The following is a 23258-nucleotide window of genomic DNA, read 5'->3' as shown; positions in this document are numbered from 1 at the left end:
AGCATTAGCTCCCCGTCCCAGTTTCCAAGACGATAGGCACAGCATCGGCTGCCTCGCCATGTTCCTCGCGCCTCAAGCGCTTGCCGATTCCAAGCAGGAGCGCGACAATCAACGGCAGTCCCAATCCGCCGGACAGCATCGAAGTTGGAAGCGCGGAGATCATCAAGTTGTAGACCCCAATGAACGCAGCGGCCAGAGCCGCCACCGCGACCGTCGTTTTTCCCTCCTTGAGAAACACCGCATCTATAGCCCGGCAGACCGCGCCCGCGACTATGCTGTATATGACTACTCCCGCATAGGAAAAGTCGACCCATGCATCTGCAATAAACATAGCGGTCGTATGCGTCCCTTCGGCCGACCGCCACAGCCTCGCCACCACGTCGTAAGATGGGGTCCAGTCCCAATTCAACAGCGTGGCTACCCATCGGATGTTGGCTCCCCACATGTGATGAAGCCTCCAAGGGAACGCTCCAAAATACTCCAGCAGTGCCGCGTTCGAGTAATCGAACGCCCGATAATAGAAGAATCCAAGCGCTTCCGTCGCGTTCATACCAGGAATTGCCAGCTGAAATATCGGAACGAAAATCAATATCGTGACCGCGAGACCCCCGACTGCTATGCGCCAGTTCAGATTATTTCGAAACAATAAATACCCCACGAAGCCGAGCTGAAGGAGAAATAAGGCGCTAGGCGCCTTATTGAGCGTCTCGAGCTTTGCTAACAAAGTCGTCATAACGAGCAAAGCAGCCGCCGCTAGCAGCGCCCACCATCGCTGCGCCCATCCTGCGAGAGCTGCCCAGACTATCATCATCGGTGCGACGGAAGCTGCGACACAATTGTAAAGATAACTTTGGCTTCCGCCGTGCTGCTGGCGGTAAGCGATCTTAGCAAATTCATCCCCTGGTACGGAGAGATATCCCGACAGCGTCTGAAAGTGACCCTCCCGGTACGATGTCCATCCCATGAAAATCGCGAGCCCGAGGACTACGCTGAATAGCGCCAACGACCTCTTTGACGATGACGTCAGTGGTTGCTTGTTCCACGCCCTAAGATTTTCTTGCATCTTCAGGATCGAGCTAGCCATCAACACATTTAAAAGCTCTATGCCTGCAATTACAGAGACGAACATCAGCGCAATCGAAAGATTTTGACCAATGACCACCTGGTCGAAATCAACCGAACTGGAAATTAAGTAATCGACTGCCGAGATGGGCCTGCGGAACAGCATGTAGGCGATATAAGGCGGACCGTATATCAAAAATAGGAAGCAGATTAAAATCGAAGACGCAGTTATGCGAGGCTCCAATCGGTACACTAGATAGATCGCGGCAACATAGATTGCTAAAGCGGCCACGACGTAGGTTAAAGAGATGATCATGAGAACCTCGGGACCAGTCGTCGCAAAGCGTGGTTCAACCTGTAGAGGGCTGCGTTGTTTGCATAGTGCTCGTGCGGAACCGCTGGCAAAGCGATCAGGCGTTCCAGCTCCAAGAATTCAATTCCAAGCTTCTTTGCCACGAAGCGCTTATCTCTCATCGCCTGCCCTTCGGAGATCAAAGGAACACTTAGCTCTTGCATCGCACCATCGCGGGTGATTTGCCCCGCAACTATTAGGGCTGAATAATGCAGCCTGCGCTTATCAAAGGAGTAGCGAGCGGGCAGGTAGATCTCTTGGTAGAATTTCGTAAATCGACTTTCTTGATGCTTGCTGCCGTAATCCACGAAGCCGTAAGTCTGCACCAACAAGCGCTTCGCAGCCTCTTTGTCGTAGGGCAGATAATTGAGTGGCTTCACTATTTGCACCTGCCTTCGGACTTTCACTAGCCAAAGATACTGAAGCGAACTCATGACGGGAAAAGTTCGCAGCGAAGTTGCGCCATGTGCACGATGGATCGCCTTCAGGTTGCGCGCATCCATCGCTGGATAACCACCTGCAGGGATGTGAATGCTCTCACTGCTGAAGTTAACTCCGCTAAAGAAATACTTTTGATTGTACTTTTTGGCCAACTTGTAGAGGGTTGAGAAAAATGCATGATCTTGGGGCGCATCTTGATTGAGTACCGAGGCACTGAGATATGCCAGCTGGAGGTCACGCATTTCCTCCCACTCGATCACCTCGGTATGCAAATCAATGTCTAAGCTCCTCACCAACAATTCGATATTTCGAACAGCGGCTTGTGTATTCCAGCCACCATCTACATGCACCGCTAAAAGGCGAAGACCATATTCCTTTGCCAGCAGATGCGCCACATAAGCACTGTCTATCCCACCGCTCAGCCCTATAATGGCATCATACGGTCTGTTGCTCATTTCGTTTCGAACGTTGTCGACGATCGCGTTTAAGCTTGCTCGCCCCTCGTCGCTGGGCCACCATTCGTGAGGCTTGCGTGCAATGGCGTCGCGACAGCAGTTGCACTGTCCGTTGCTGTCGAAGGCGATTCCCGGATTAGTGTTATCCATCACGCAGTATGAACAGACTTGATAACTTCGGTTGTTCTGCAGCATCAAACGACCCTCTGCAGAGTTGCGTGCAGACGCCGTATCTCACTGCCCGAAGGATAGGTGATAAGGACGGCTCGAAGGCGACCAACAAAAACGAAGGCGCTTCCAGAAGCGACAGCGCTGGCGCCTGCCGCGAGACCTTCCGTCAGATGCTGCAGCTCACCAGCGCCTCCCAGCGCAACACACGGGACCTCGAGGCCGCGGGAGACTTGGGAGATTAGGGCAAGGTCGTACCCGCCGCGCTCTCCGTCTCGATCGACATTCTGCAGCAAGATTTCACCAGCACCGGAATCTTCGGCGGCCTTTGCAAAGGTGACAGGATCGAGATCGGTAACGACACGACAACGGTCCTGTGCGACTCGCCACGTGCCATTCACGCGCGTGCAGTCGATACAGACGGTGACGGCTTGGGATCCAAAATCGTTGGCAAGCGCCCGGACCGCGCGCATGTCCGCTCCAGCACGACCAAGGACCACCTTTTCAACGCCCGCCGCGAATATAGGCGTCGCGTCCGCGACAGATGTCACACCGCCACCGTAACTCAACGGCATGAAGCACTCACTCGCGAGCTCGCGAATGAAACCGACGTCCGGCCGCCTTTTTTCAACCGTTGCGTTGATATCGAGCAAGCAGATCTCATCCACTTCCTTTTCATTGAAGATGCGAATGACGTTGAAGGGATCACCGACATAGACGGGTTCACCAAAACGTCGCGTCTTCACGAGTCGACGGCGGCTATCAAGCAGGAGAACCGGAATGACGCGGGGTCTCATACTGCGGATCTCTCGACGAAATTGCTTAGCAGCTTCATGCCAAACCGGTGGCTCTTCTCTGGATGGAACTGCACTCCATAAATATTATCGCGCTGCACAGAGCAAACAACCGGGCGGTCAAACTGATAGGTCGCAGCGACATCGCTGGCATAGTCGCATTCCATGCGGTAGCTGTGGGTAAAGTAGAAGCAAAGCTCGCTGCCACCATCGAGTAGCCTCGCGCTCGGCGCAGCTTCGATGTCCGCCCATCCCATGAACGGCACCTTCAGCTTCAGTGCAGGGTCGGGGCGCATTCGGACCGTATCGGCAGGGATCCAGCCGAGTCCCTTGGTAGCTCCCTCTTCGCTGCCGCGGCCGAGCAGCTGCATGCCGAGACAAACTCCCAGCAAAGGGGTTCTTTGGCCAAAAGCAGCTTTCTCGAGTGCCGGAATGAGATTTGAATTGCGCAACCTCTGCATGGCCGCATCAAACGCACCGACTCCGGGCAACAGCAGGTGACTAGCTTCGAGGATGGCCGAGGCCTGACTAGCAATTCGTGCCTCGTAGCCAATAAACTCGAACATATTGACGAGAGCACCGGGATTGCCGACGCCGTAGTCGATAATGGTGATCATAGCAAATCCCTCCTAGCTCTCAACAAGGCGATGGCTGTGATGGCGCCCCCCAACATGGCGCCCAACGCAATCACGGCCACTGGCGCAAGCAGCTGCCGGAGTATGGAAAGCATGACATAGACCACCGCTCCGAGAACCCCGGAAATAGCAATCGATCTCAGCAATACAGAGCGGGACCAACCCGCGGCACCATAGCAGATCCAGAGAAACGCAAGGTAGCTCAAAGTCAGCATTACGCTTTGCAGGGCAACGGCTTCGGTCAACGATCGTCCCGAAGCGAGCATCGCCAAAAGAGAACCGACAGAGCTGATTGCTGCAACGGCCTCGAGCCTCAGATTGAGATCCTGACGGCCAATGGAATCGAGCAGTCGATCCATCCAATTTGTCATCATGAAGAGAGACGCAGGCACCACGAGCATTGCGGAGAACCACCCCGCCCCCTGCCATCGAGATCCGAGCACGAACATGAAGAGCTCGTCTCCTCCAAACACGAGCAGGGCAATCCATGGGCTACTCACGATGAGCAGCCATCGCATGATCCGGTCGACCGCGTCACCTTGAGGGGCAAGTCCTTCCGTCGCTGCGCGGTGAAAGAACACGGGTCTAAGAGAGGCACTGGTGAATGCGGACGGAAGATGCGTCAATCTCCAAGCTTGGCTGTAGACTCCGACCAGCGAAGCCGTGCTGAATGCTCCGATTATGAAGATAGGCGCTCGCTCGCGTAGCAAGGAAAGGACCGTGAAGGGCAGCGAGAACTGCGGGAAGCGCCTGTTGCGCATCAAGGCAGTCATCATCCCACTGACATCCATCGAATAGGCCGGCCGCTTAGTGGACCGCTGAATGCTACAAACATAGAAAAGCGTAGCGGCTCCCTGCCCAACAACACTGCCAACGACCAGCCACACGCCGTCGCCGCTAAAGCCTCCTCCGAGCTGGACGAGATTAGCTGTGATCGCATTCAGCACAACGCCCGTCGAGATTCGAGCAAACGCCCCCTCCCGCATCAACCAGGCCTGGAGTACGACTGCAAGACCCACGAGCGACAACCAGCCCCAACCCAACGCTACAGGCATCGGCCCGATTCCGAGCTGTTGAATGGACCTCATGAATATGGCGGTCACAGCGCCCAGCACGAGCGACATGACACAAACGAGACCTATCGTGGCCAGGAAGAGACGACTCGCGGCCAGGGAGTCGCGCTCGATTACCAGGGCCAGGTCAAACCGAAACGAGAGCAGCGAGCCGACCATTATCGCCACGGCCTGGATAGCCGCCCAGACACCGAAATCAGATGGCTCATATAACCGAAACAAAACAGGAACAAGCGCGATTGAGAAAGCCTGCGACGTGAGTGGACCAAATCCCGACGCGATGAGGGACTGCGCCAGTCGAGCCGTCGGCCGAGGACTAGTCAAGCGTGCGAACCAGATCAATGACAGCAGCTTGCTGAGCAATTGCGATCTCGGCGAACGTTGGCAGCGAGAGAATGCAACTTGATACCGATGCGCGTTCGGAAACAGCAGCGGCCGCAGGCCCGAGCGCACATTGTAAACGCGCTTTTCCTCGGCCGCGATAGAAGACAGCATGAGATCTTTTTCTTGAGGAAGCCCCGGTATCCGCGCGATCAGGTAAGTTGCCGCGAATGTGGGCGCGGGCAGCTCCCATGAGGCTACCGCAGCCCAGCAAATCCGCGCCATGGTTCGCTATGCGTCCGCGGCCAAGTAGGCCAAACCTGATCGTGCCCACGCTTACCTCGGCCTCGTAGAAGACATGGTTCCGCCACACGAAAAAGGCGACATGAAAGATAGCTTTCCTCTAACAGCATCCAATTGTGCAAGGCAAGTGAAGTGTCGGTTTGTTCATCCAGCGAACAAATCCATTCGCTTGAAGTGCTACGATTTTCTTGATCTAGACAGTGGAAAGGACAACGGAGCAGCGCGATGAATCCTCGACCACCTACCCGGCGCCTCATACTCGTCGGAGGGCTCATAAGCGGGGCCGTTGGGATAGCCTCCTATCGCCCCGCGCCGGACCCGTCTTGGAGAGCAGTAACCTCGGCTGCTCCGTGGGCCCCCAGGGACAACGCAGGTTTGGTCGTTCATGAAAACCGAATTTGGCTGATTGGAGGCACTCCAGCGAAAACACCACAAGGGCTCAGTGATTGCTGGAGTTCAGCGGAAGGTCTGACCTGGATTAAAGAGCTAAATCAAGCTCCATGGAGCCCTACCGTTCAATCGATGGTCATTGCATTCGCAGGACGGCTTTGGCGAATGGGCGGCTTCTATCAAGACGGCGACACCTTTACGCCAGTCGCTGAAATTTGGTCGTCTCAAGATGGGCGAAGCTGGACCCGAGCTGGAGAGGCAGATTGGTCACCACGCGGTGGCGGCGCACTCGTATCTTTTTCCGGAAGGCTTTGGCTGCTCGGCGGCACTCGGCATCCGAGAAACGAAGGCACGGAGCCAAACTTCAACGACATCTGGGTCACTGACAATGGGACGACCTGGACGCAGGTCCTTCAAAACGCACCTTGGCCAGCTCGTGCGTTCCACAACGCGGTTGTTCACGAAGGACAGATTTGGATTTTGGGCGGCGGATATTGGGGCAAGAAAGCCGTCGCTTACCAAGACGTGTGGTGCAGCCCCGATGGTCATTCCTGGACCAGGAAAACAGCGATGGCAGAATGGCCTGGCCGGATCTGGTCCGCCAGCGCGTCGTTTCGCGGCGCTTTATGGACTATGGGAGGACTGGTTCCATCGACTCGGGCGGGATCAAACGAAATCTGGTACTCCAAGGACGGAACAACCTGGTACCCCTACCTCGCGAAAGTGTGGGCACCGCGGATGGCGCATTCAGCCCTTGTATTCTCAGACCAACTCTGGGTTGTGGCGGGTTCTAACTTTGACTTCCTCAATGATGTGTGGGCGCTAGACCTACCAACCGATTGGACGGGTGAAAGCGCCTTTAGTCGAACGTGGCGCTTCCTCCTGGCGGAGCGGAACCGCTGGTAGGCGGTCCTGATAGTACCTGCAACCTATCCGGAGCATAAACGAGCAGCGCGCCATCCCGAGCGACATCAATCGCATAAAGCGAAACACCGATCTTTCCAAGACACAGATCCCTTCCAAGATTTCAGAACTGGAGCGCCCAGGGTGAACCTCCCCCGAATGAGAGAGAGCTGCATTAGGCTCAAAGAGCCGGGAGGCGTCGAATGGAAAGAACCTCCTCGTCGGTCGTTCACCGAAGAGTACAAGCGCCAGGCCATTGAGCTGGCGGTATGGAGGCGCCGATCACATCGGCGGCCAAAGAGAGCTCGAATCTGCACGGCCCAGTGCTGCGGCGCTGAGTGCCGGACGCCCGACATGAGCTCCCGCTCCATCAAGGACCGCAACGCGCAATCCGGTGCGACGATCTGTGTGCTAGGATCGATCCATTCGACAAGCTTCCATCAACGGCTTCTTCATATCCTCAAAAGCGAGCTCGTTCATCTTCGAAACTACAAGACTCTCACCGATGCCCGACGCGATATTCACCTCGCTCGACGGCATTCTACAACTTGAACCCGGCTGGGCTGCATTCCGCGATTAGATATATCATCCGATCGGAATGGAGCTAAAAGCCGCGTCTAAACTGTTTTTCGGGAGAAATCATGAGGAACGCAATTCTTTCCTCTGAACAGCACATCGTCGAGCTGACCGGCATCAGAGGCGTCGCAGTGCTGATGGTCCTTCTCTGGCATTTCATTGGAGCTGTCATCTCACCGAGCCTAGGCAGCGCATCCACATGGCTCTCTAGCATACTGGTCTTTGGTCGCACGGGCGTTGACTTGTTCTTTGTGCTCTCCGGCTTTTTGATCATTGGAATTCTTGTCGATAAACGGGAGAAAGGGAGGTACTTTGCGACGTTTTACCTACGTCGTGCAGCGAGGATTTTGCCCCCCTATTTCTTACTGCTCGTATTCTTCTGGGGGTTCACATTGTGCCTTCCCCCAAACACTTATTTCAATGCAGATATAGGTCCCGTCACCTACCTACTCTTCTTACAAAATTGGTATATGTCCTTCCACAATGAATGGGGACCGAGCGCCTCCAGCGTTACTTGGTCAGTTGCCATCGAAGAGCAATTTTACCTGGTTTTCCCTGCTGTCGTCTATCTGACGCCAGTGTCCCGCTTAAGGATCATTCTTTGGGCGACCGGCGCGATCTCGGCTGCGGCGCGTGCGTATTTTCATCTGAAGTATCCCGAGAATCATTTTGCTCCTTATGTGAACACATTGCTACGACTTGATGAGCTTTGTCTGGGAGGACTGATCGCCTTGGCATTTAGGCGAGAACAAAGTCTCGCGTGGTTGAACAGGCGCCGCCCCCTGGTCACATTAGTTCTGGCTCTCTGTGTGGGGGCTATTCCGTTCTTCCTCGTCCTGTATTCTAAGCAACCCGCAGATACGATGTATTATTGGGGTCACTTGTATCTTGGCCTGTTGTATGGGTCTGCAATTCTAGTCATCGTCTTGAACAGAGATCACGACACGCTTCGAGTACTTCACTGCGCGCCGCTCCAGTTTTTCGGGACGATCTCTTATTCTGTATATCTATTCCACCCGATGGTGATTGGGCTGTTCTTCGTCGCAATGCGGCGAGGAGAACGCTTGCAAACTCTAGAGGACCTAGGTTTGCTCATTGCCGCATTCGTATGCACGATCGTGCTCTGCTGGATATCCTACAATTTCTTGGAAAAGCCCATTTTGAATTGGGCTCGTCAACTTAGCTATGGGTCGTATAAAAAAAGGGCAGTCGCTTAGGTTACGTGAACAGCAGGTGCCCGTGGTCACCAGTAATGCTACGGGCGAGTTCATGCCACGCGCTCATGGCATCGTGGTTTGGCATTATTTCAACTGAAAGAAAGCTATTGGAGGGTGGATTGACGTGCACTGAATGCGAATAGCTACCATCAGTCCAATCGAACTGAGCCAGATCGAGCGCGCTAGGCCGAGCCAGCAAAATCTCTTGGCCCTGTCCAAAATGGAATTGCTCGCCCGCAGGAAGAGGAGAGACAACTTGCCGTTCAACATTGAGATTTGACTGTGCGGAGACCTGTGCTGTGACTCCTAAAATGCCGTCTCCATTCAAATCCTGATGAAAGCCCGTCTCAAAGGTCTCCAAACTGGTGCTGTTGCCCGCGAGCGATCCAGCGTTCGACGTATAATTTCCGCTGATATCCATATACCAAATCGTGAACTGGGATCCGCTCTTCCAGGCCACTTCGTAGCCACCCGAAATCGCTTCCGCTCCGACCGGTGACCAAGCGCCAAACTGACCTTGTGCGACGGGAGAGCCTCCGTAGCCCAATTCTGGTCCGGTTCCTCCCGCTACGGGGTTGAAGAAGTAATTGTTGCCAACCTGAACCAGGCTCGTCGCGCCGTATGATTCAATCGTCGTCCTCCCCGCCGTTCCTGCGGGAGTTCCGATCGTGCCATCGCCATTCAGATCCTGATGAAAGCTCGTCTCAAACGTTTCCAAACTGGTACTGTTCGCCGCGAGCGAACCAGCGTTTGACGTGTACTTGCCGCCGCTGTCCGTATACCAAATCGTGAACTGAGATCCGCTCTTCCAGGCCACTTCGTAGCCACCCGAAATCGCTTCCGCTCCGACCGGTGACCAAGCGCCAAACTGACCTTGCGCGACGGGAGATCCTCCGTAGCTGACTTCTGGTCCCGTTCCTCCCTCTGCGGGGTTGAAGAAATAATTGTTGCTAACCTGAACCAGGCTCGTCGAGCCATATGACTCGATCGTCGCTGCTGGAATTCCGATCGTGCCATCGCCATTCAGATCCTGATGAAAGCTCGTCTCAAACGTTTCCAAACTGGTGCTGTTGGCCGCGAGCGATCCAGCGTTTGACGTGTAGTTGCCGCTGCCATCCGTATACCAGATCGTGAACTGAGATCCGCTCTTCCAGGCCGCTTCGTAGCCGCCCGAAATCGCTTCCGCTCCGACCGGTGACCAAGCGCCAAATTGACCTTGCTCAACGGGAGATCCTCCATAGCTGAATTCCGGTCCCGTTCCTCCCGCTACGGGGTTGAAGAAATAATTGTTGCTAACCTGAACCAGTTTCGTCGAGCCATATGACTCGATCGTCGCTGCTGGAATTCCGATCGCGCCATCTCCATTCAGATCCTGATGAAAGCTCGTCTCGAACATTTCCAAACTGGTGCTGTTGGCCGCGAGCGATCCAGCGTTTGACATGTAGTTGCCGCTGCCATCCGTATACCAGATCGTGAACTGAGATCCGCTCTTCCAGGCCACTTCGTAGCCGCCCGAAATCGCTTCCGCTCCGATCGGTGACCAACCGCCGAACTGCCCGGCAACGTATGCCGAACCGCCGTATTTCACCGACGGCCCCGCGCCGCCGGCCATCGCGTTCATGAAGTAGTTGCTGCCGGCCTCAACAAGGGTCGTGAAACCATAGGACTCGATTGTCGTGGGCGAGTTGACCGCGAGATGAAATCCGAGCGCATCCAGCTGCTTTAGATCGACCGTCGTCAATCCCTGAATGGTGGAGCTTGTATAGTATTCGTTGAAAGGATCATTGGACCCTTGCACGCCGCCATTGAGGAAGTCGCTAGGGTCGGAGCTCCGGCCGTAATCAGCGATCTTGGTAGCGCCGCCGTCCAGCGAAAAAAATGCGGCTGGCGCTGTTGCGCCGCCCTGAAACAGGCGAACGCCGGGGCTTGTGAACCGGTACAGGTCAAAGACGTCGGGCGCCGAACCGTAGGGCACGCGGCCCATCGCGTGCGTCAGCTCATGCAGGGCGACGCCAACCAGCAGGCTGGGATTGATGTCGGTGGAAAAATTCGCGCTGGCATCGTCGGTGGTGGTGTCGTTGGCGCCAATCACTCCCCAGAGCTTGAGCTGCGCATTCCAGACCGCGACGTTCGATTGTCCCTGGATCGCGGAGCCAGCCGGCAGGCTGTTGAACGTGGCGTCGCCGGCGCTCGCATTGTTTACCAACTGCGAGTGAGTCCAGGCATAGGTTTCATAGTAGCCGCTGTCGGGGCCGGCCGAAGCGCCGCCGCCGCTCCCGCTGTAATCGATGTTGATATTGACGGTGATCTTGTCCGTGATGTTGGCGGCAAGGATCGCGACCGCCTGTTGCAGGCCGTTCTTGAAGCTGTCCGGCGCACCCTGCGCCGCCGCATCGAGGATCAAGTTGATGGTGATCCCACCCGAGGTGACCGACATGACGGAGCCGGTCGTGGTGGTCGAACTCGGAGTGGCTCCCGAAGTGTCCGGGAAGTAGCTTCCCTGAATACTACCGCCGACAACCGTGTAGAAGGGATCGTCCGAGAGCAGGGGGTCCTGGGTAGATGCCGATCTCATCGCCTCGCCTCAAATTGGGGTTCCGGCTTCGTAACCGGCGTAGATGCGGCACAAACCAACTCCGCACTTTGCCGCCGCAGCGTCATGCTGCCCAAAGAATTGATCCGTCATTCTTAATTTGCAGTTTCCATGGAAGCGGCAAAAGGCGATCGGGGCAGAAACCATTTGTCCACAACTACACTCGTCCACGCAACTCGGTAATTACCATCAATTGCGGGATGTTTGAGGCGGAGGCGCTTATCAGCAAAAGAGCAGGCTTGCCATCTGTTCCCGAGGCAGGCCATTGATTTTATATTTTTGCCATCAGAAGCTTGGCATGTCGCCCTTGCGTCCGGAGTTCCAAAAATGCTCTTTCCACATGCCTCGGAAGCCCTATCGCGCTTCACCGTGCTCGATCTGACGCGCGTCCGGTCCGGGCCCACCTGCGTGCGACAGCTCGCCGACTGGGGCGCCAACGTCATCAAGATCGACGCGCTCACCGAGGATGCCGGCGGCGAGCAGCCGGGCGGGCCGCGGCGGGGCTCCGACTTCCAGAACTTGCATCGCAATAAGCGGGCGATGACGCTGAACCTGAAGGACGAGCGCGGGCTCGCCGCGTTCAAGCGCCTCGCTGCCAAGGCCGACGTTGTGGTGGAGAATTTTCGCCCTGACGTGAAGAAGAAGCTCGGCATCGATTATGAGGGCCTCGCCAGGATCAACCCCAGCCTCGTCTACGGCAGCATCTCGGGCTTCGGCCAGGACGGGCCCTACCACAAGCGGCCGGGCTTTGATCAGATCGCGCAAGGCATGGGCGGGTTGATGTCGATCACCGGTGCGCCGGGCGAAGGGCCGATGCGGGTCGGTATTCCGGTCGCCGACCTCACCGCCGGTCTATTCTGTGCCATGGGCATTCTCACCGCACTGCTGGAGCGCGAGGTCTCGGGCAAGGGCCAGTGGGTGCAGACCTCGCTGCTGCAGGCCCAGATCTTCATGCTCGACTTCCAGGCCGCACGCTGGCTGATGGAGAAGGAAGTGGCAAAGCAGGCCGGCAATAACCACCCGACCAGCATTCCAACCGGCGTGTTCAAGACCTCGGACGGCTACATCAACATCGCCACCACGGGCGGCCGGATCTGGGAGCGCTGCGCGCAGGCGATCGGCGCGCCGGAACTCTACAGCCATCCCGACTATCTGACCGCGCCGGCACGCTCCAAGAACCGCGACGCGCTCAATGCCGAGATCGAGAAGCGTACCTTGAGGAAGTCCACCGAGACCTGGGTCCGTGAACTCAACGCGGCCGGCGTGCCCTGTGGGCCAATCTACGCCATCGACCAGATGTTCGAAGACGAGCAGGTGAAGCATCTCGGTATCGCGCAGGAGGTGCCGAATGATGAGGGTCGCGAGATCCGCCTGATCGGCCAGCCCGTGACGCTGTCGCGCACGCCGAGCAGGATGGTGGCGCGGCCGCCAGAGTTCGGCGAGCAGACCGAGGAAGTGCTGAAGGAGTTCGGCTTCGGCGCGGATGAGATTGCGCGGCTCAAAGAAGCCAAAGTAGTCTAGGCCCACTCACAACAGACGGACGCGTGTCCTGACATGACAAAGCCCGGCTTGAGGCCGGGCTCTGCCATTGAATGCGCAGGAAAGCCTGGGCCTTGCCTCAGTACTTGGCGACGACCGGTCCGGAAAACCGATAGTTCACGCCCACGCGAACGATATTGTCGGTGAAGCGAGTGCCGAAGTTTGCCGTCGTCGTGGTCGTGGTCACGGTGTTGAAACCGACGCCAGGCGTGTTGAGCGCGTTGGTGACGGTGGTCGCGCTGGCCGAAGCTCCGTTGAACGAGCCGAGATCCATGTAGAGATATTCGACCTTCACCGACCAGCTGCGGTCGATCGCGAACTCGCCGCCAGCACCCACGGTCCAACCGGCGTTGGTGCCGCCCCAGCCAATTCCGACGGCCGGAGCACTCGCGTCCAGATGTCCATATGCTAAGCCTCCGGTCGCATACAGAAGGATGCGCGGAGAGGCGAGCCAGCCGACACGACCCCGCACGGTACCGAACCAATCTAGCTTGTAGTTGGCCGGAAACAGCGCCGAACCTGTCGGACAGCCAACCGCCACGCAGATAGTGCCAGTCGATTTCTCATCGCTGGCCTGAAGGTCGGCCTCGAGGCCCACGAGCCAATTGCTCTGCTGCCAGTTGTAACCGAACTGGCCGCCGCCGATGACGCCATCGACATTGGAGCGGCCCCAGACCGGAACCGCGCCCAGCGCCGTCACGACCGGAGCGCCCACCGGGGTCGGACCTGCCGTACGGAATACCTGCGCGCTCGAGACGCCGCTTAGCGTGCCGTCGTCGCGTTCGCGACCCCAGCTATAGCCGACGTTGCCACCGACATAAAAACCGCTCCAATTGTAGCCGGGGTCGACCATGACAGGCGCCTTCGCGTAAGGCTTCGCCGCCAAGTCCGCCGCCACGGCGTTGGTTCCAAATAGGGAGATCACGGTCGTAACCGCCAATGCAATTTGCTTCATCAAAAAAACCTTCCCGCTGAATCTGGCCACAGGATAGGCTTAAGGGCCGCGTCTGGCTGTCACGCAGCGGCAACATTGAGAAACAATCGTGCTCAAAGCAGCTGGGGATGACGAGCACGTTAAGCCTGCGTAGGATCTTGATTTTGCTACTGATTTTAATGAATTAGCGTGGCCGCGAGTTCGCGCGATGCGTCAATCCGACCCGGGCAAGGAAGCCGTCGATCACAGGCCAGAACAGCAGCACGATCGCCAAGGTCGTGATCGAGCCGACCAGGCCGTTCGACCAGAACACCTTGAGGTCGCCGCCGGCACCGATCATCGACAGTCGGAAGGCATCCTCCGCCCGGTTGCCGAGCACGAGCGCCAGCGTGAACGGAGCCAGCGGAATGCCGATCTTCTTGAAGACGTACCCGACGACGCCGAAGCCGAGCATCAGCCAGATGTCGAACATCGCGTTCTGGATCGCATAGGCGCCGATCGCGCACGACACCACGATCATCGGCGCCACGGCGGCGAACGGCACGCGCAGGATCGAGGCGAAGATCGGAACCGTCGTCAGCACCAGCACAAGGCCGACGACATTGCCGAGATACATCGAGGCGATCAGGCCCCAGACGAAATCCTTGTGCTCGACGAACAGCAGCGGTCCCGGATTGAGCCCCCACACCATCAACCCGCCGAGCAGGATCGCGGCGGTGCCGGAGCCGGGAATGCCGAGCGCCAGCATCGGCAGCAGCGCCGCGGTGCCGGAGGCATGCGCCGCCGTCTCTGGCGCGAACACGCCCTCGATGCGGCCCTTGCCGAAGCTCTCGGGGTCCTTGGCGAAACGCTTGGCGAGATTGTAGCCCATGAAAGAGGCCGCGATCGCGCCGCCCGGGGTGATGCCGAGCCAGCAGCCGATGAAGGATGAGCGCAGCAGCGTCACCCAGTATTTCGGCAGGTCCTTCCACACACTCAGCACGACGCGCAACGAAATGCTCGCCGCGTGTCCGCGCAGCGCCAGGCGCTCCTCCATCGTCAGCAGGATCTCGCTGATGCCGAACAGGCCGATGACGGCGACGAGGAAGTTGATGCCGCGGAGCAACTCGGACGAGCCGAAGGTCATGCGCAGATTGCCAGACACCGTGTCCATGCCGATGCCGGCCAGCAACAGCCCCAGCGACATCGAGATGACGGTCTTGTGCTTGGCCTCGCGCCCGAGACCGACGAAGGAGCAGAAGGTCAAGAGATACACCGCGAAAAATTCCGGCGGGCCGAACTTCAGCGCAAAGGACGAGATCATCGGGGCGAGGAAGGTGATCAGGAGCACCGCGACCAGTGAGCCGATGAAGGAGGACGTGAACGCCGCCGTCAGCGCCTCCGCCGCCCTGCCCTGCTGCGCCATCGGATAGCCGTCGAAGGTGGTCGCGACCGACCAGGCCTCGCCCGGGATGTTGAACAGGATCGAGGTGATCGCGCCGCCGAACAGCGCGCCCCAATAGATGCAGGACAGCATCACGATCGCCGAGGTCGGATCCATCGTGAAGGTGAGCGGCAACAGGATCGCGACGCCGTTGGGTCCGCCGAGTCCGGGCAAGACGCCGACGAAGATGCCGAGCACCAGCCCGACCATCATCAGCACGAGCGTCTTCCACGTCAGCAGGACCGCAAAGCCGTGAAGCAAGAGACCGAAAGCTTCCATCGCGGGCTCGCCTTAGTGGCCGAAGGCCGCTTCGAGCGGCCCTTTCGGCATGATGACGTCGAAGGCGACGTCGAAGGTCACGAACATGATCGCCGTGAATACGACAGCGGTGAGCAGCGACTTCCACAGCGCGATTTTGCCGACGAGGCGCATGAAGCTCGCGATCAGCAGGAAGCTCGCGACATAAAGGCCGAGAAACTGCGTCGCCAGGCAGAACAGCAGCGTCGGCACGAACACCGCCATCACGCGGCGGGCCTGCGCGCGCGTGACGAAGGTTTCGGGCGCCGCCCGGTTCGCGACCAGCGCCACGATCAGGCCGTAGAGGCTGGCACCAGCGAGAATGACGGAGAGATAGAACGGGAAATAGCCGGGCTCCGGCCCGGTCGAATCCCAGGAGGCGCCGGTGCGCCAATTGTCGTAGCCGAGCGTGGCGGCCAGCGCGAGCAGCAAGAGACAGACGAATATCTCGATCGTGCCGGAGGAGACGACGGAAGGCGAGTCGTCTTCGGGCGCGGTCGGATCGTCGACGACGATTTCAAGATCGGTTTGGGGCATGAGCCGTTTGGGACGGAGTAAGTTCAATTCCCCCCTCTCCCCGCTTGCGGAGAGACGGTGGGGTGCGGGAAGTCTCAAAGGGGACGGCGAGAGTTGGACTCGCGGAGAGACCCCTCACCCCAACCTCCCATCGAGAGCAAAGCTCGTCGCGTCTCCGAAAGAACGGGGCGAGCGAGAAGAGGCCGCTACTTCGCGACGAATCCGGCTTCCGTCATCAGCGACTTGTTGACCGCATCGTCCTCCTCGAGGAATTGCACCATGTCCTTGCCGGTGAGGAAGATCGGCTTCAGCGCCTGCTTTTCCATGTAGTCCTTGTATTCCGCGGTCTGCGTCACCTTGTGGAACAGCTCGACATAGAAGGCCTGCTGTTCCGCCGTGACCTTGCCGGGCAGGAACATCGCGCGCAGCATCAGATACTGCACATCGACGCCCTCCTCCTTGCAGGTCGGGATGTCGGCCCAGGACTGCGTCTCGGTCACCTTGCTGGTGTAGGAGATTCGCTCCTTGTCGAACACGCAGAGCGGACGCACCTGGCCCGCGCGCCAGACTTCGAGATTTTCGGATGGATTGTTGACGTTGGATTCGGTGTGGTTGCCGACGAGCTGGGTCGCGGCCTCGCCGCCGGACTTGTAGGGCAGATAGGAGAATTTCGCGCCGGTCTTCTGTTCGAGGAACACAGTCAGCACGTGATCCTCGCGCTTGGAGCCGGTGCCGCCCATCTTGAACGGGGCGCTCGCCGCCTTCGCGGCGGCGACGAACTCCTTCACCGTCTTGGGACCCGCGCTGTTGTCCCACAGCACGAACTGGTCGAGTGCGATCACAGAAACCGGGGTCAGCTCACGCCAGTTGAACGGGATCTTCGCCGACAGTGGCAGCATGTAGATCAGCGAATAGGCGATCAGCACCTTGTTGGGATCGCCCTCGCTGGATTTCATGTACATCAGTGCTTCCGCGCCGGAAGCCCCGCCCTTGAGCGAGACCACGATCGGCTGCTTCATCAGACTGTTCTTCTGGATGGCGGCCTGCATCATCCGCGCCATCTGGTCGGAGGCACCGCCCGCGCCCGCGGCGACCACGATCTCGACCGGCTTGGTCGGCTCCCAGCCGGCAAAGGCCGGCGTGCTCAACGATAGCGCTGCTGCGACGCCAACAGCTTTCACTAGAATTCGCACGAGTTTCGTCCCCTGGATTATTAGCTTTGCTTCTCGACGCATTGTGCGGACTAATGCGAGCGAGTTCAAGCACGCGGGTATCCCGCTGCCTATGACTTTCGGCTGACGAAGCCACGCCGCAGATGCGCTACTTGCCCTTCCAGTTCGGCGTGCGCTTGTTGAGGAAGGCGTCCATTCCCTCGCGGAAATCTTCGCTCATATAGGCCTTGAGGATCAGATCCTCGCCTTCTTCGCGCGACAGCGTGCGGCGGATACGGCGCACTGCCTCCTTGGTCGCTTCAAGCGTCAGCGGGGCGTGGCTCGCCACGAGCCTGGCGGTCTCGTCGGCGCGGCGCTGCAGCGTCTCGACGTCGGGAACGATCTCGTTGAGGAGGCCGAGGGCCAGTGCTTCCGGTGCCTCGACGAGGCGCGCCTTGAAGATCAGATCCTTGGTGCGGGCGGGGCCGACCAGCGAGACGACGCGGCTGATGTTCGACATCGACAGGCAGTTGCCGAGCGTGCGCGCGATCGGAAACCCGATGCGCGTCGTTTCAGTCCCGATGCGCAGGTCGCAGCAAGCCGCAATTCCGGCTCCGCCGCCGGTGCATGCCCCCGCGATCGCCGCGATCACGGGCACGCGGCACTGCTCCAGCGTGCCGAGCACGCGGTCGATGCGGGATTCATAGTCGAGCGCATCCTGCGCGGTCTTGAACGCACGGAATTGAGAAATGTCGGTGCCGGAGGCAAACGCCTTGTCGCCGGCGCCGGTCAGGATCAGCGCCTTGATCGAGCGGTCGGCGTTGATCTCCTGGCAGATCTCCGCCATGCGCTCGTACATGGCGAAGGTCAGTGCGTTGCGCGCCTGCGGGCGATTGAAGGTGATCCGCGCGATGCCGTCCGTGACGGAGTAGAGCAGGTCTTCATTGGCGGTCGTCGGTGCGTTCATCGCGCGCTCTCTTTTCTCGAAGTTGGCTCAGGCAAGCTGAGCCTTCAGGCCACCTGAGCCTTTAAGCCACCTGAGCCTTGGCCATCGGCACCACGTCGCGTCCCTTCAGGACGTCCATGGCCGCCAACACGCCGCCGCTCCGGTGCGGGATCTTTGCAAGATCGAGGCCCATCTCGACGCCGGCGAGCGTGCCCATCAACATCAGATCGTTGAAATGGCCGATATGGCCGATGCGGAACACCTTGCCCTTGACCTTGTTCAGACCAGTGCCGAGCGACATGTCGAAGTTTTCCAGCACCACCTTGCGGAAGGCGTCGGCATCGTGGCCATCAGGCACGCGCACGCCGGTCAGCGCCGGCGAATGCGCGGCAGGATCGGCGCACTGCGTCTCCAGGCCCCAGACCTTGATCGCGGCACGCGTCGCCGCGCTGTGGCGCTTGTGGCGGGTCCAGACGTTGTCGAGCCCCTCCTCTTCCAGCATCTTGATCGCCTCGCGCAGGCCGTAGAGCAAATTGGTGGCCGGCGTATAGGGGAAGGTGCCGAGCTTGTTGAAGCCGATGACCTCCTGCCAGTCCCAATAGGAGCGCATGCCGGGGTTGGCCTTGGCCACCGCGAGCGCCTTCTCCGAGACGGCGTTGAAGCCGAGGCCCGGCGGCAGCATCAGGCCCTTCTGGGAGCCCGCGACCGAGACGTCGATGCCCCAGGCATCGTGCTCGTACTCCATCGAGCCGAGGCCGGAGATGGTGTCGACCATCAGCAGCGCGGGATGCTTGACCCGGTCGAGCAGCTTGCGCACCTCCAGCGGCGGCGTCACGCAGCCGGTCGAGGTTTCGTTGTGGACGACGCAGACCGCCTTGATCGCGTGCTGCTTGTCGGCGGCAAGCCGCTTCTCGATCTCGGCGAGATCGGCACCATGGCGCCAGTCGCTCGGGATGAAGTCGACGTCGAGCTTGAACTTGTCGGCGATGCCGCGCCACAGCACGGCGAACTGACCGGTCTCGCACATCAGCACCTTGTCGCCGGGCGCGAGCACGTTGACCATCGCAGCTTCCCAGGCGCCGGTGCCGGACGAGGGGAAGATGATCACGGGCTGCTTGGTGCGGAACACCCGCTGCATGCCGGCGAGGACGGCGAAACCGAGCTCTGCGAACTCCGGACCGCGATGGTCCAGCGTCGGCATATCCATCGCCCGCAGCACCCGGTCGGGCACGTTGGTCGGTCCTGGAATCTGGAGAAAATGCCTTCCAGTATGCACGGTCATCGGCGTCCTTCCCGGTCTCTGAGTCTGTCTTGAGCCTAGCTCGACTTCGAGCCTGTTGGCTGAAGGAGGCTGAGCGAGCTGCTCGAATATCACTATTCGCCGGGCTTGTCCCTCGCCGGGCGGGGTCCGTCAATGCACAAGAAGCAGGGCTCGCCTTGCCAAGGGCCGTGACCGGGAGCAAGACGGGGGCGGCGAACAGGCAAGAGCGGACCATGGCGGCGGAAGTGCCCGGGAAATCACAGGATTTGGCCAAAAAGGACGGCATCGCGGCCCGTCTTGCTCGGGAAATCACCGGCGACGTCCTGTTCGACGCTTTCAGCAGGGGCCGCTACGCCACCGACGCGTCCTTCTACCAGATCGTGCCCACTGGCGTGGTGGTGCCGCGCACCATGGACGACGCCCTCAAGGCACTGGCGATCGCGCGCGACGAGGGACTGAAGGTGACCCCGCGCGGCGGCGGCACCTCACAATGCGGCCAGACCGTCAATGACGGCCTCGTTGTCGATCTCTCCAAGCACCTGAACCGGATCCTGTCGCTCGACGTCGAAGGGCGCACCTGCGTGGTCGAGCCCGGCATCGTGCTCGACGACCTCAACCGCCAGCTGAAGAAGCACGGCCTCTGGTTTCCAGTCGATGTCTCCACGGCCTCGCGCGCTACCATCGGCGGCATGGCCGGCAACAATTCCTGCGGCGGCCGCAGCCTGCGCTACGGCACCATGCGCGACAACACGCTGTCGATGGAGGCCGCGCTCGCCGACGGCACGCTGAGCCGCTTCGGCGAGGTCTCGCGCGATCTCTCCGATCTCGATGCGAACGACAGCGCCCGCGCCCTGTTCCGCGACATGCTCGATCTTGGCGCCCGCGAAGCCGGGGAGATCGCGGCGCGTTTCCCAAAAGTGCAGCGCCGTGTCGGCGGCTACAATCTCGATGCGCTGGTGCCGCGCAATGCGCGCAACAACATGGCGCACCTTCTCGTCGGCTCCGAGGGTACACTCGCTTTCACAACCAAGGTCGAGCTGAAGCTGTGGCCCGTGATCCGCAACAAGGTGCTCGGTATCTGCCATTTCGGCAGTTTTTACGAGGCGATGGACGCGGCCCAGCATCTAGTCAAGCTGAAGCCGATTGCGATCGAGCTGGTCGACCGCACCATGCTGGCGCTCGGCCGCGACATCGCGATGTTCCGGCCCATCATCTCCACCGCGATCAAGGGTGATCCGGATGCGGTGCTCGTGGTTGAGTTCGCGGAGGAGGACCAGGCGGACAACCTCGTGCGCCTGAAGCAGCTCGGCGAGCTGATGGGCGATCTCGGCTTCGGCTGGAACAACGACAAGCGCAAATGGGGCGGCGTGGTCGAAATCACCGACCCCGCGCTGCAGAGCGGGATCGCCGATTTCCGCGCCGCCGGCCTCAACGTCATGATGTCGATGAAGCAGGAGGGTAAGCCGGTCTCCTTCGTCGAGGACTGCGCCGTGCCGCTGCCGCATCTCGCCGACTACACCGCGCGTCTGAGCGAGGTGTTTGCCAAGCACGGCACCAGCGGCACCATGTATGCTCACGCCTCCGAAGGCTGCCTGCATGTGCGGCCCGTGCTGAACTTAAAGCTGGAGAAGGACGTCAAGGCGATGCGGGCCATCGCCGAAGAAACCTTCGAACTGGTGCGCGAATACAAGGGCTCGCATTCCGGCGAGCACGGCGACGGCCTGGTGCGCTCCGAATTCCACGAAACGATGTTTGGCGAGCGCCTCGTCGCCGACTTCCGCGAGGTGAAGCAACGCTTCGATCCCGATGGCGTGCTCAATCCCGGCAAGATCGTCGACGCTCCCAGGATGGACGATCGCTCGCTGTTTCGCTTCGCGCCTGAGTATCGCGTCGCTGAGCTCAAGACAAAACTCGACTGGTCGGCTTATCCCGGGGCCGGCGGCGGCTTTCAGGGCGCGGTCGAGATGTGCAACAACAACGGCGCATGCCGCAAGCTCGAGGGCGGCGTGATGTGTCCGTCCTACCGCGCGACGCGCAACGAGAAGGACGTGACGCGAGGCCGCGCCAACACACTACGGCTCGCGATCTCCGGCCAGCTCGGCGCAGGCGCGCTCTCCTCCGACGAGATGATGGAGACGCTAAAGCTCTGCGTGTCCTGCAAGGCCTGCCGCCACGAATGCCCAACCGGCGTCGACATGGCCAAGATGAAGATCGAGGTGCTTGCCGCGCGCGCGGCCTCGCATGGCCTGACCTTGCGTGACCGCCTGGTCGGCTACCTCCCGCGCTATGCCGGCCTCGCGTCGCGCTTCGCATCGCTGACGAATTTGCGCAACCGCAGCCCGCTGCTGCGAAAGCTGTTCGAGCGCTTTGCCGGCATCAGCGCCCGCCGCGCGCTGCCCGCGTTCCGCAGCGACGTGTTCGTGCCGCCGGCCGAGGCGGTCGGGCCGGAAACCGGGCGCGAGGTGGTGCTGTTCGCCGACACGTTCAATCGCATCTATGAGCGCGAGAACCTCGAGGCCGCGTTGCGCGTGCTCGCAGCCGGCGGCTATCGCGTGCATCTACCGAAACCTGCAAGCGGCAGCCGTCCGCTGTGCTGCGGCCGCACCTTCCTGTCAGCGGGTCTCGTCGACGAAGCCAGATCCGAGCTCGATCGTCTCGTCGCCGCATTCGCGCCCTTCGCCGCGCGCGGCGTCCCGATCGTTGGCCTCGAGCCAAGCTGCCTTTTGACCCTGCGCGACGAGCTCGCCTCGCTGCGCAAGGACGACGACGCCAAGGCCGTCGGCGCCCATGCGCTGACCTTCGAGGAATTCCTGGTGCGCGAGGCCGAGGCCGGCCGGCTGCAACTGCCGCTCGGCACCGTCGCTGACAAAGCCCTGGTGCACGGCCATTGCCATCAAAAATCCTTCGGCGCGTTCAAGCCGGTCGAGCAGGTGCTGCGCCTCGTCCCCGGCCTGAAGGTCGAGACCATCGAGTCGAGCTGCTGCGGCATGGCCGGCGCGTTCGGTTATGGCGCGGACACCTACGATGCCTCGATCGAGATGGCCGAGCTCTCGCTGCTACCCGCCGTGCGGCGCGCGGACCAGAATACGCTCGTCGTTGCCGACGGCACCTCCTGCCGACACCAGATCCACGACGGCGCCCAGCGCGAGGCGCTTCACGTTGCGCGCGTGCTGGCGGTGAGCCTCGATCGTGCGAAGACCGAATCCGCAATCCCTCCCGTTGCAAAGGAAACCAGCCATGGCTGACCTCACCCTCGACACCGCCCGCAAGATCCTCGATGCCGCCTTCGCGAAATCCACCGAGCTGAAGCTGAAGCCGCTGGTGGTTACCATCCTCGACGCCCGCGGGGTGCTCAAGATCGCCGCGGCGCAGGACGGCACCAGCCTAATGCGCGCCGAGATCGCGCACGGCAAGGCCTATGGCGCGCTCGCATTGGGCATCGGTTCACGCGCCCTCTTCCAGCGCGCGCAGGAGCAGGCCTATTTCATCGATGCTGTGAACACCATGGCCAAGGGCGCGCTGGTGCCGGTCCCCGGCGGCGTGCTGATCATGGACGGCACGACGCTGCTCGGCGCCGTCGGCGTCTCCGGCGACACGTCGGACAATGACGAGGCGTGTGCGGTGGCCGGCATCCAGGCCGCGGGGTTGAAGGCCAACGCGGGATAGCGATCATCCACGAACCCGAAGGTCGCACGCTCGCCAAGACCTTGTGGAGTGGGCCGCGGGGGTTGCTTGTCGGGGGTTGGAGTCACTAGAGCGCTACATCGCTAAACCCACTCTTTTGGAAGCCCTGTTTTCTTATCGGCGGGCAGCCTAACTCCCGAGCTGGCCTCCCGATAGCCCGTCAAAAGCCGCCGTTCGAGCGCGATTCCTCGCTACCCAAATGGTGCTCGAATAAGGTTCAAATC

16 protein-coding genes are annotated in these 23258 nt (G+C 60.0%); 4 read left to right on the top strand and 12 right to left on the bottom strand.

Translation table 11 applies throughout. The annotated features are described in order from the left end of the window. Nucleotides 1-4: 4 nt before the first annotated feature. From RX329_RS14605 to RX329_RS14585, 5 genes are read right to left on the bottom strand one after another with little or no spacing between them, the layout of a single operon-like run. Nucleotides 5-1378 carry a hypothetical protein gene (locus RX329_RS14605; RefSeq protein ID WP_317246045.1) on the bottom strand — a complete coding sequence of 458 codons (1374 nt, stop codon included), beginning with the start codon at nucleotides 1376-1378 and terminating at the stop codon, nucleotides 5-7. Continuing rightward, nucleotides 1375-2505 carry an N-acetyl sugar amidotransferase gene (locus RX329_RS14600; RefSeq protein ID WP_317246044.1) on the bottom strand — a complete coding sequence of 377 codons (1131 nt, stop codon included), beginning with the start codon at nucleotides 2503-2505 and terminating at the stop codon, nucleotides 1375-1377. Before RX329_RS14600 ends, RX329_RS14605 begins: the two co-directional genes overlap by 4 nt. Then, entirely contained in the window at nucleotides 2505-3275 is a 771-nt protein-coding gene (locus tag RX329_RS14595) for a HisA/HisF-related TIM barrel protein (RefSeq protein WP_247441501.1), read from the bottom strand. The genes RX329_RS14600 and RX329_RS14595 overlap by 1 nt, the downstream gene beginning before the upstream one ends. Further along, the gene (gene hisH, locus RX329_RS14590) at nucleotides 3272-3889 is read right to left on the bottom strand and encodes an imidazole glycerol phosphate synthase subunit HisH (RefSeq protein WP_247441498.1); all 618 of its coding nucleotides are present in this window, start codon (nucleotides 3887-3889) and stop codon (nucleotides 3272-3274) included. The genes RX329_RS14595 and hisH overlap by 4 nt, the downstream gene beginning before the upstream one ends. Then, on the bottom strand, nucleotides 3886-5586 hold the full coding sequence (locus tag RX329_RS14585; protein WP_317246043.1) for an oligosaccharide flippase family protein: 1701 nt from the start codon (nucleotides 5584-5586) through the stop codon (nucleotides 3886-3888). The genes hisH and RX329_RS14585 overlap by 4 nt, the downstream gene beginning before the upstream one ends. A 1952-nt stretch (nucleotides 5587-7538) precedes the next feature. Between RX329_RS14585 and RX329_RS14580 the strand changes: the two genes are divergently transcribed. Then, a complete protein-coding gene (locus RX329_RS14580; RefSeq protein ID WP_247441494.1) occupies nucleotides 7539-8690 on the top strand; it encodes an acyltransferase family protein in 1152 nt (383 codons plus the stop codon). Between the two features lies 1 nt (nucleotide 8691). On the opposite strand, the gene RX329_RS14575 is transcribed toward RX329_RS14580, so the two are convergent. After that, complete coding sequence (locus tag RX329_RS14575; RefSeq protein ID WP_317246042.1) at nucleotides 8692-11127, bottom strand: NF038122 family metalloprotease; 2436 nt, start codon at nucleotides 11125-11127, stop codon at nucleotides 8692-8694. 483 nt (nucleotides 11128-11610) lie between these two features. On the opposite strand from RX329_RS14575, the gene RX329_RS14570 reads away from it, so the two are divergent. Next, nucleotides 11611-12804: a CoA transferase gene (locus tag RX329_RS14570; RefSeq protein ID WP_317246041.1), complete on the top strand. Its 1194-nt coding sequence runs from the start codon at nucleotides 11611-11613 to the stop codon at nucleotides 12802-12804. A 97-nt stretch (nucleotides 12805-12901) separates the two neighbouring features. Here RX329_RS14570 and RX329_RS14565 read toward each other — a convergent pair whose 3' ends face one another. The 6 genes from RX329_RS14565 to RX329_RS14540 all read right to left on the bottom strand — a co-directional run bounded on the left by RX329_RS14565 (nucleotide 12902) and on the right by RX329_RS14540 (nucleotide 19371). Beyond that, entirely contained in the window at nucleotides 12902-13777 is an 876-nt protein-coding gene (locus RX329_RS14565; protein ID WP_317246040.1) for an outer membrane protein, read from the bottom strand. A 163-nt stretch (nucleotides 13778-13940) separates the two neighbouring features. Beyond that, on the bottom strand, nucleotides 13941-15458 hold the full coding sequence (locus RX329_RS14560; RefSeq protein ID WP_317246039.1) for a tripartite tricarboxylate transporter permease: 1518 nt from the start codon (nucleotides 15456-15458) through the stop codon (nucleotides 13941-13943). A gap of 12 nt (nucleotides 15459-15470) precedes the next feature. Then, complete coding sequence (locus RX329_RS14555; RefSeq protein ID WP_317246038.1) at nucleotides 15471-16013, bottom strand: tripartite tricarboxylate transporter TctB family protein; 543 nt, start codon at nucleotides 16011-16013, stop codon at nucleotides 15471-15473. A gap of 185 nt (nucleotides 16014-16198) precedes the next feature. Continuing rightward, on the bottom strand, nucleotides 16199-17185 hold the full coding sequence (locus RX329_RS14550; protein WP_085394413.1) for a Bug family tripartite tricarboxylate transporter substrate binding protein: 987 nt from the start codon (nucleotides 17183-17185) through the stop codon (nucleotides 16199-16201). 127 nt (nucleotides 17186-17312) lie between these two features. Next, complete coding sequence (locus tag RX329_RS14545; protein ID WP_231190537.1) at nucleotides 17313-18110, bottom strand: enoyl-CoA hydratase/isomerase family protein; 798 nt, start codon at nucleotides 18108-18110, stop codon at nucleotides 17313-17315. A gap of 61 nt (nucleotides 18111-18171) precedes the next feature. After that, a complete protein-coding gene (locus RX329_RS14540; protein WP_317246037.1) occupies nucleotides 18172-19371 on the bottom strand; it encodes a pyridoxal-phosphate-dependent aminotransferase family protein in 1200 nt (399 codons plus the stop codon). Nucleotides 19372-19583: 212 nt separating this feature from the next. Here RX329_RS14540 and RX329_RS14535 point away from each other — a divergent pair, with 212 nt between their 5' ends. Together RX329_RS14535 and RX329_RS14530 are read left to right on the top strand one after the other, a co-directional pair. Next, complete coding sequence (locus RX329_RS14535; protein WP_317246036.1) at nucleotides 19584-22595, top strand: FAD-binding and (Fe-S)-binding domain-containing protein; 3012 nt, start codon at nucleotides 19584-19586, stop codon at nucleotides 22593-22595. Next, nucleotides 22588-23016: a GlcG/HbpS family heme-binding protein gene (locus RX329_RS14530; protein WP_317246035.1), complete on the top strand. Its 429-nt coding sequence runs from the start codon at nucleotides 22588-22590 to the stop codon at nucleotides 23014-23016. Before RX329_RS14535 ends, RX329_RS14530 begins: the two co-directional genes overlap by 8 nt. Nucleotides 23017-23258: the final 242 nt, after the last annotated feature.

Source organism: Bradyrhizobium sp. BWC-3-1, from assembly GCF_032917965.1.
Taxonomy (GTDB): Bacteria; Pseudomonadota; Alphaproteobacteria; order Rhizobiales; family Xanthobacteraceae; genus Bradyrhizobium; species Bradyrhizobium canariense_D.
Note: the sequence above shows the minus strand (reverse complement) of the source record. Positions and strands in the feature narration are given on the sequence as shown.

Bases quoted from the DNA above. Each gene is read 5' to 3' on its own strand.
- RX329_RS14535 (WP_317246036.1), top strand. From the start codon at position 19,584: ATGGCGGCGGAAGTGCCCGGGAAATCACAGGATTTGGCCAAAAAGGAC.
- RX329_RS14605 (WP_317246045.1), bottom strand. From the start codon at position 1,378: ATGATCATCTCTTTAACCTACGTCGTGGCCGCTTTAGCAATCTATGTT.
- RX329_RS14585 (WP_317246043.1), bottom strand. From the start codon at position 5,586: ATGGCGCGGATTTGCTGGGCTGCGGTAGCCTCATGGGAGCTGCCCGCG.
- RX329_RS14565 (WP_317246040.1), bottom strand. From the start codon at position 13,777: ATGAAGCAAATTGCATTGGCGGTTACGACCGTGATCTCCCTATTTGGA.
- RX329_RS14580 (WP_247441494.1), top strand. From the start codon at position 7,539: ATGAGGAACGCAATTCTTTCCTCTGAACAGCACATCGTCGAGCTGACC.
- RX329_RS14575 (WP_317246042.1), bottom strand. From the start codon at position 11,127: ATGTCGGTCACCTCGGGTGGGATCACCATCAACTTGATCCTCGATGCG.
- RX329_RS14560 (WP_317246039.1), bottom strand. From the start codon at position 15,458: ATGGAAGCTTTCGGTCTCTTGCTTCACGGCTTTGCGGTCCTGCTGACG.
- RX329_RS14570 (WP_317246041.1), top strand. From the start codon at position 11,611: ATGCTCTTTCCACATGCCTCGGAAGCCCTATCGCGCTTCACCGTGCTC.
- RX329_RS14540 (WP_317246037.1), bottom strand. From the start codon at position 19,371: ATGACCGTGCATACTGGAAGGCATTTTCTCCAGATTCCAGGACCGACC.
- RX329_RS14600 (WP_317246044.1), bottom strand. From the start codon at position 2,505: ATGCTGCAGAACAACCGAAGTTATCAAGTCTGTTCATACTGCGTGATG.
- RX329_RS14595 (WP_247441501.1), bottom strand. From the start codon at position 3,275: ATGAGACCCCGCGTCATTCCGGTTCTCCTGCTTGATAGCCGCCGTCGA.
- hisH (WP_247441498.1), bottom strand. From the start codon at position 3,889: ATGATCACCATTATCGACTACGGCGTCGGCAATCCCGGTGCTCTCGTC.
- RX329_RS14545 (WP_231190537.1), bottom strand. From the start codon at position 18,110: ATGAACGCACCGACGACCGCCAATGAAGACCTGCTCTACTCCGTCACG.
- RX329_RS14530 (WP_317246035.1), top strand. From the start codon at position 22,588: ATGGCTGACCTCACCCTCGACACCGCCCGCAAGATCCTCGATGCCGCC.
- RX329_RS14555 (WP_317246038.1), bottom strand. From the start codon at position 16,013: ATGCCCCAAACCGATCTTGAAATCGTCGTCGACGATCCGACCGCGCCC.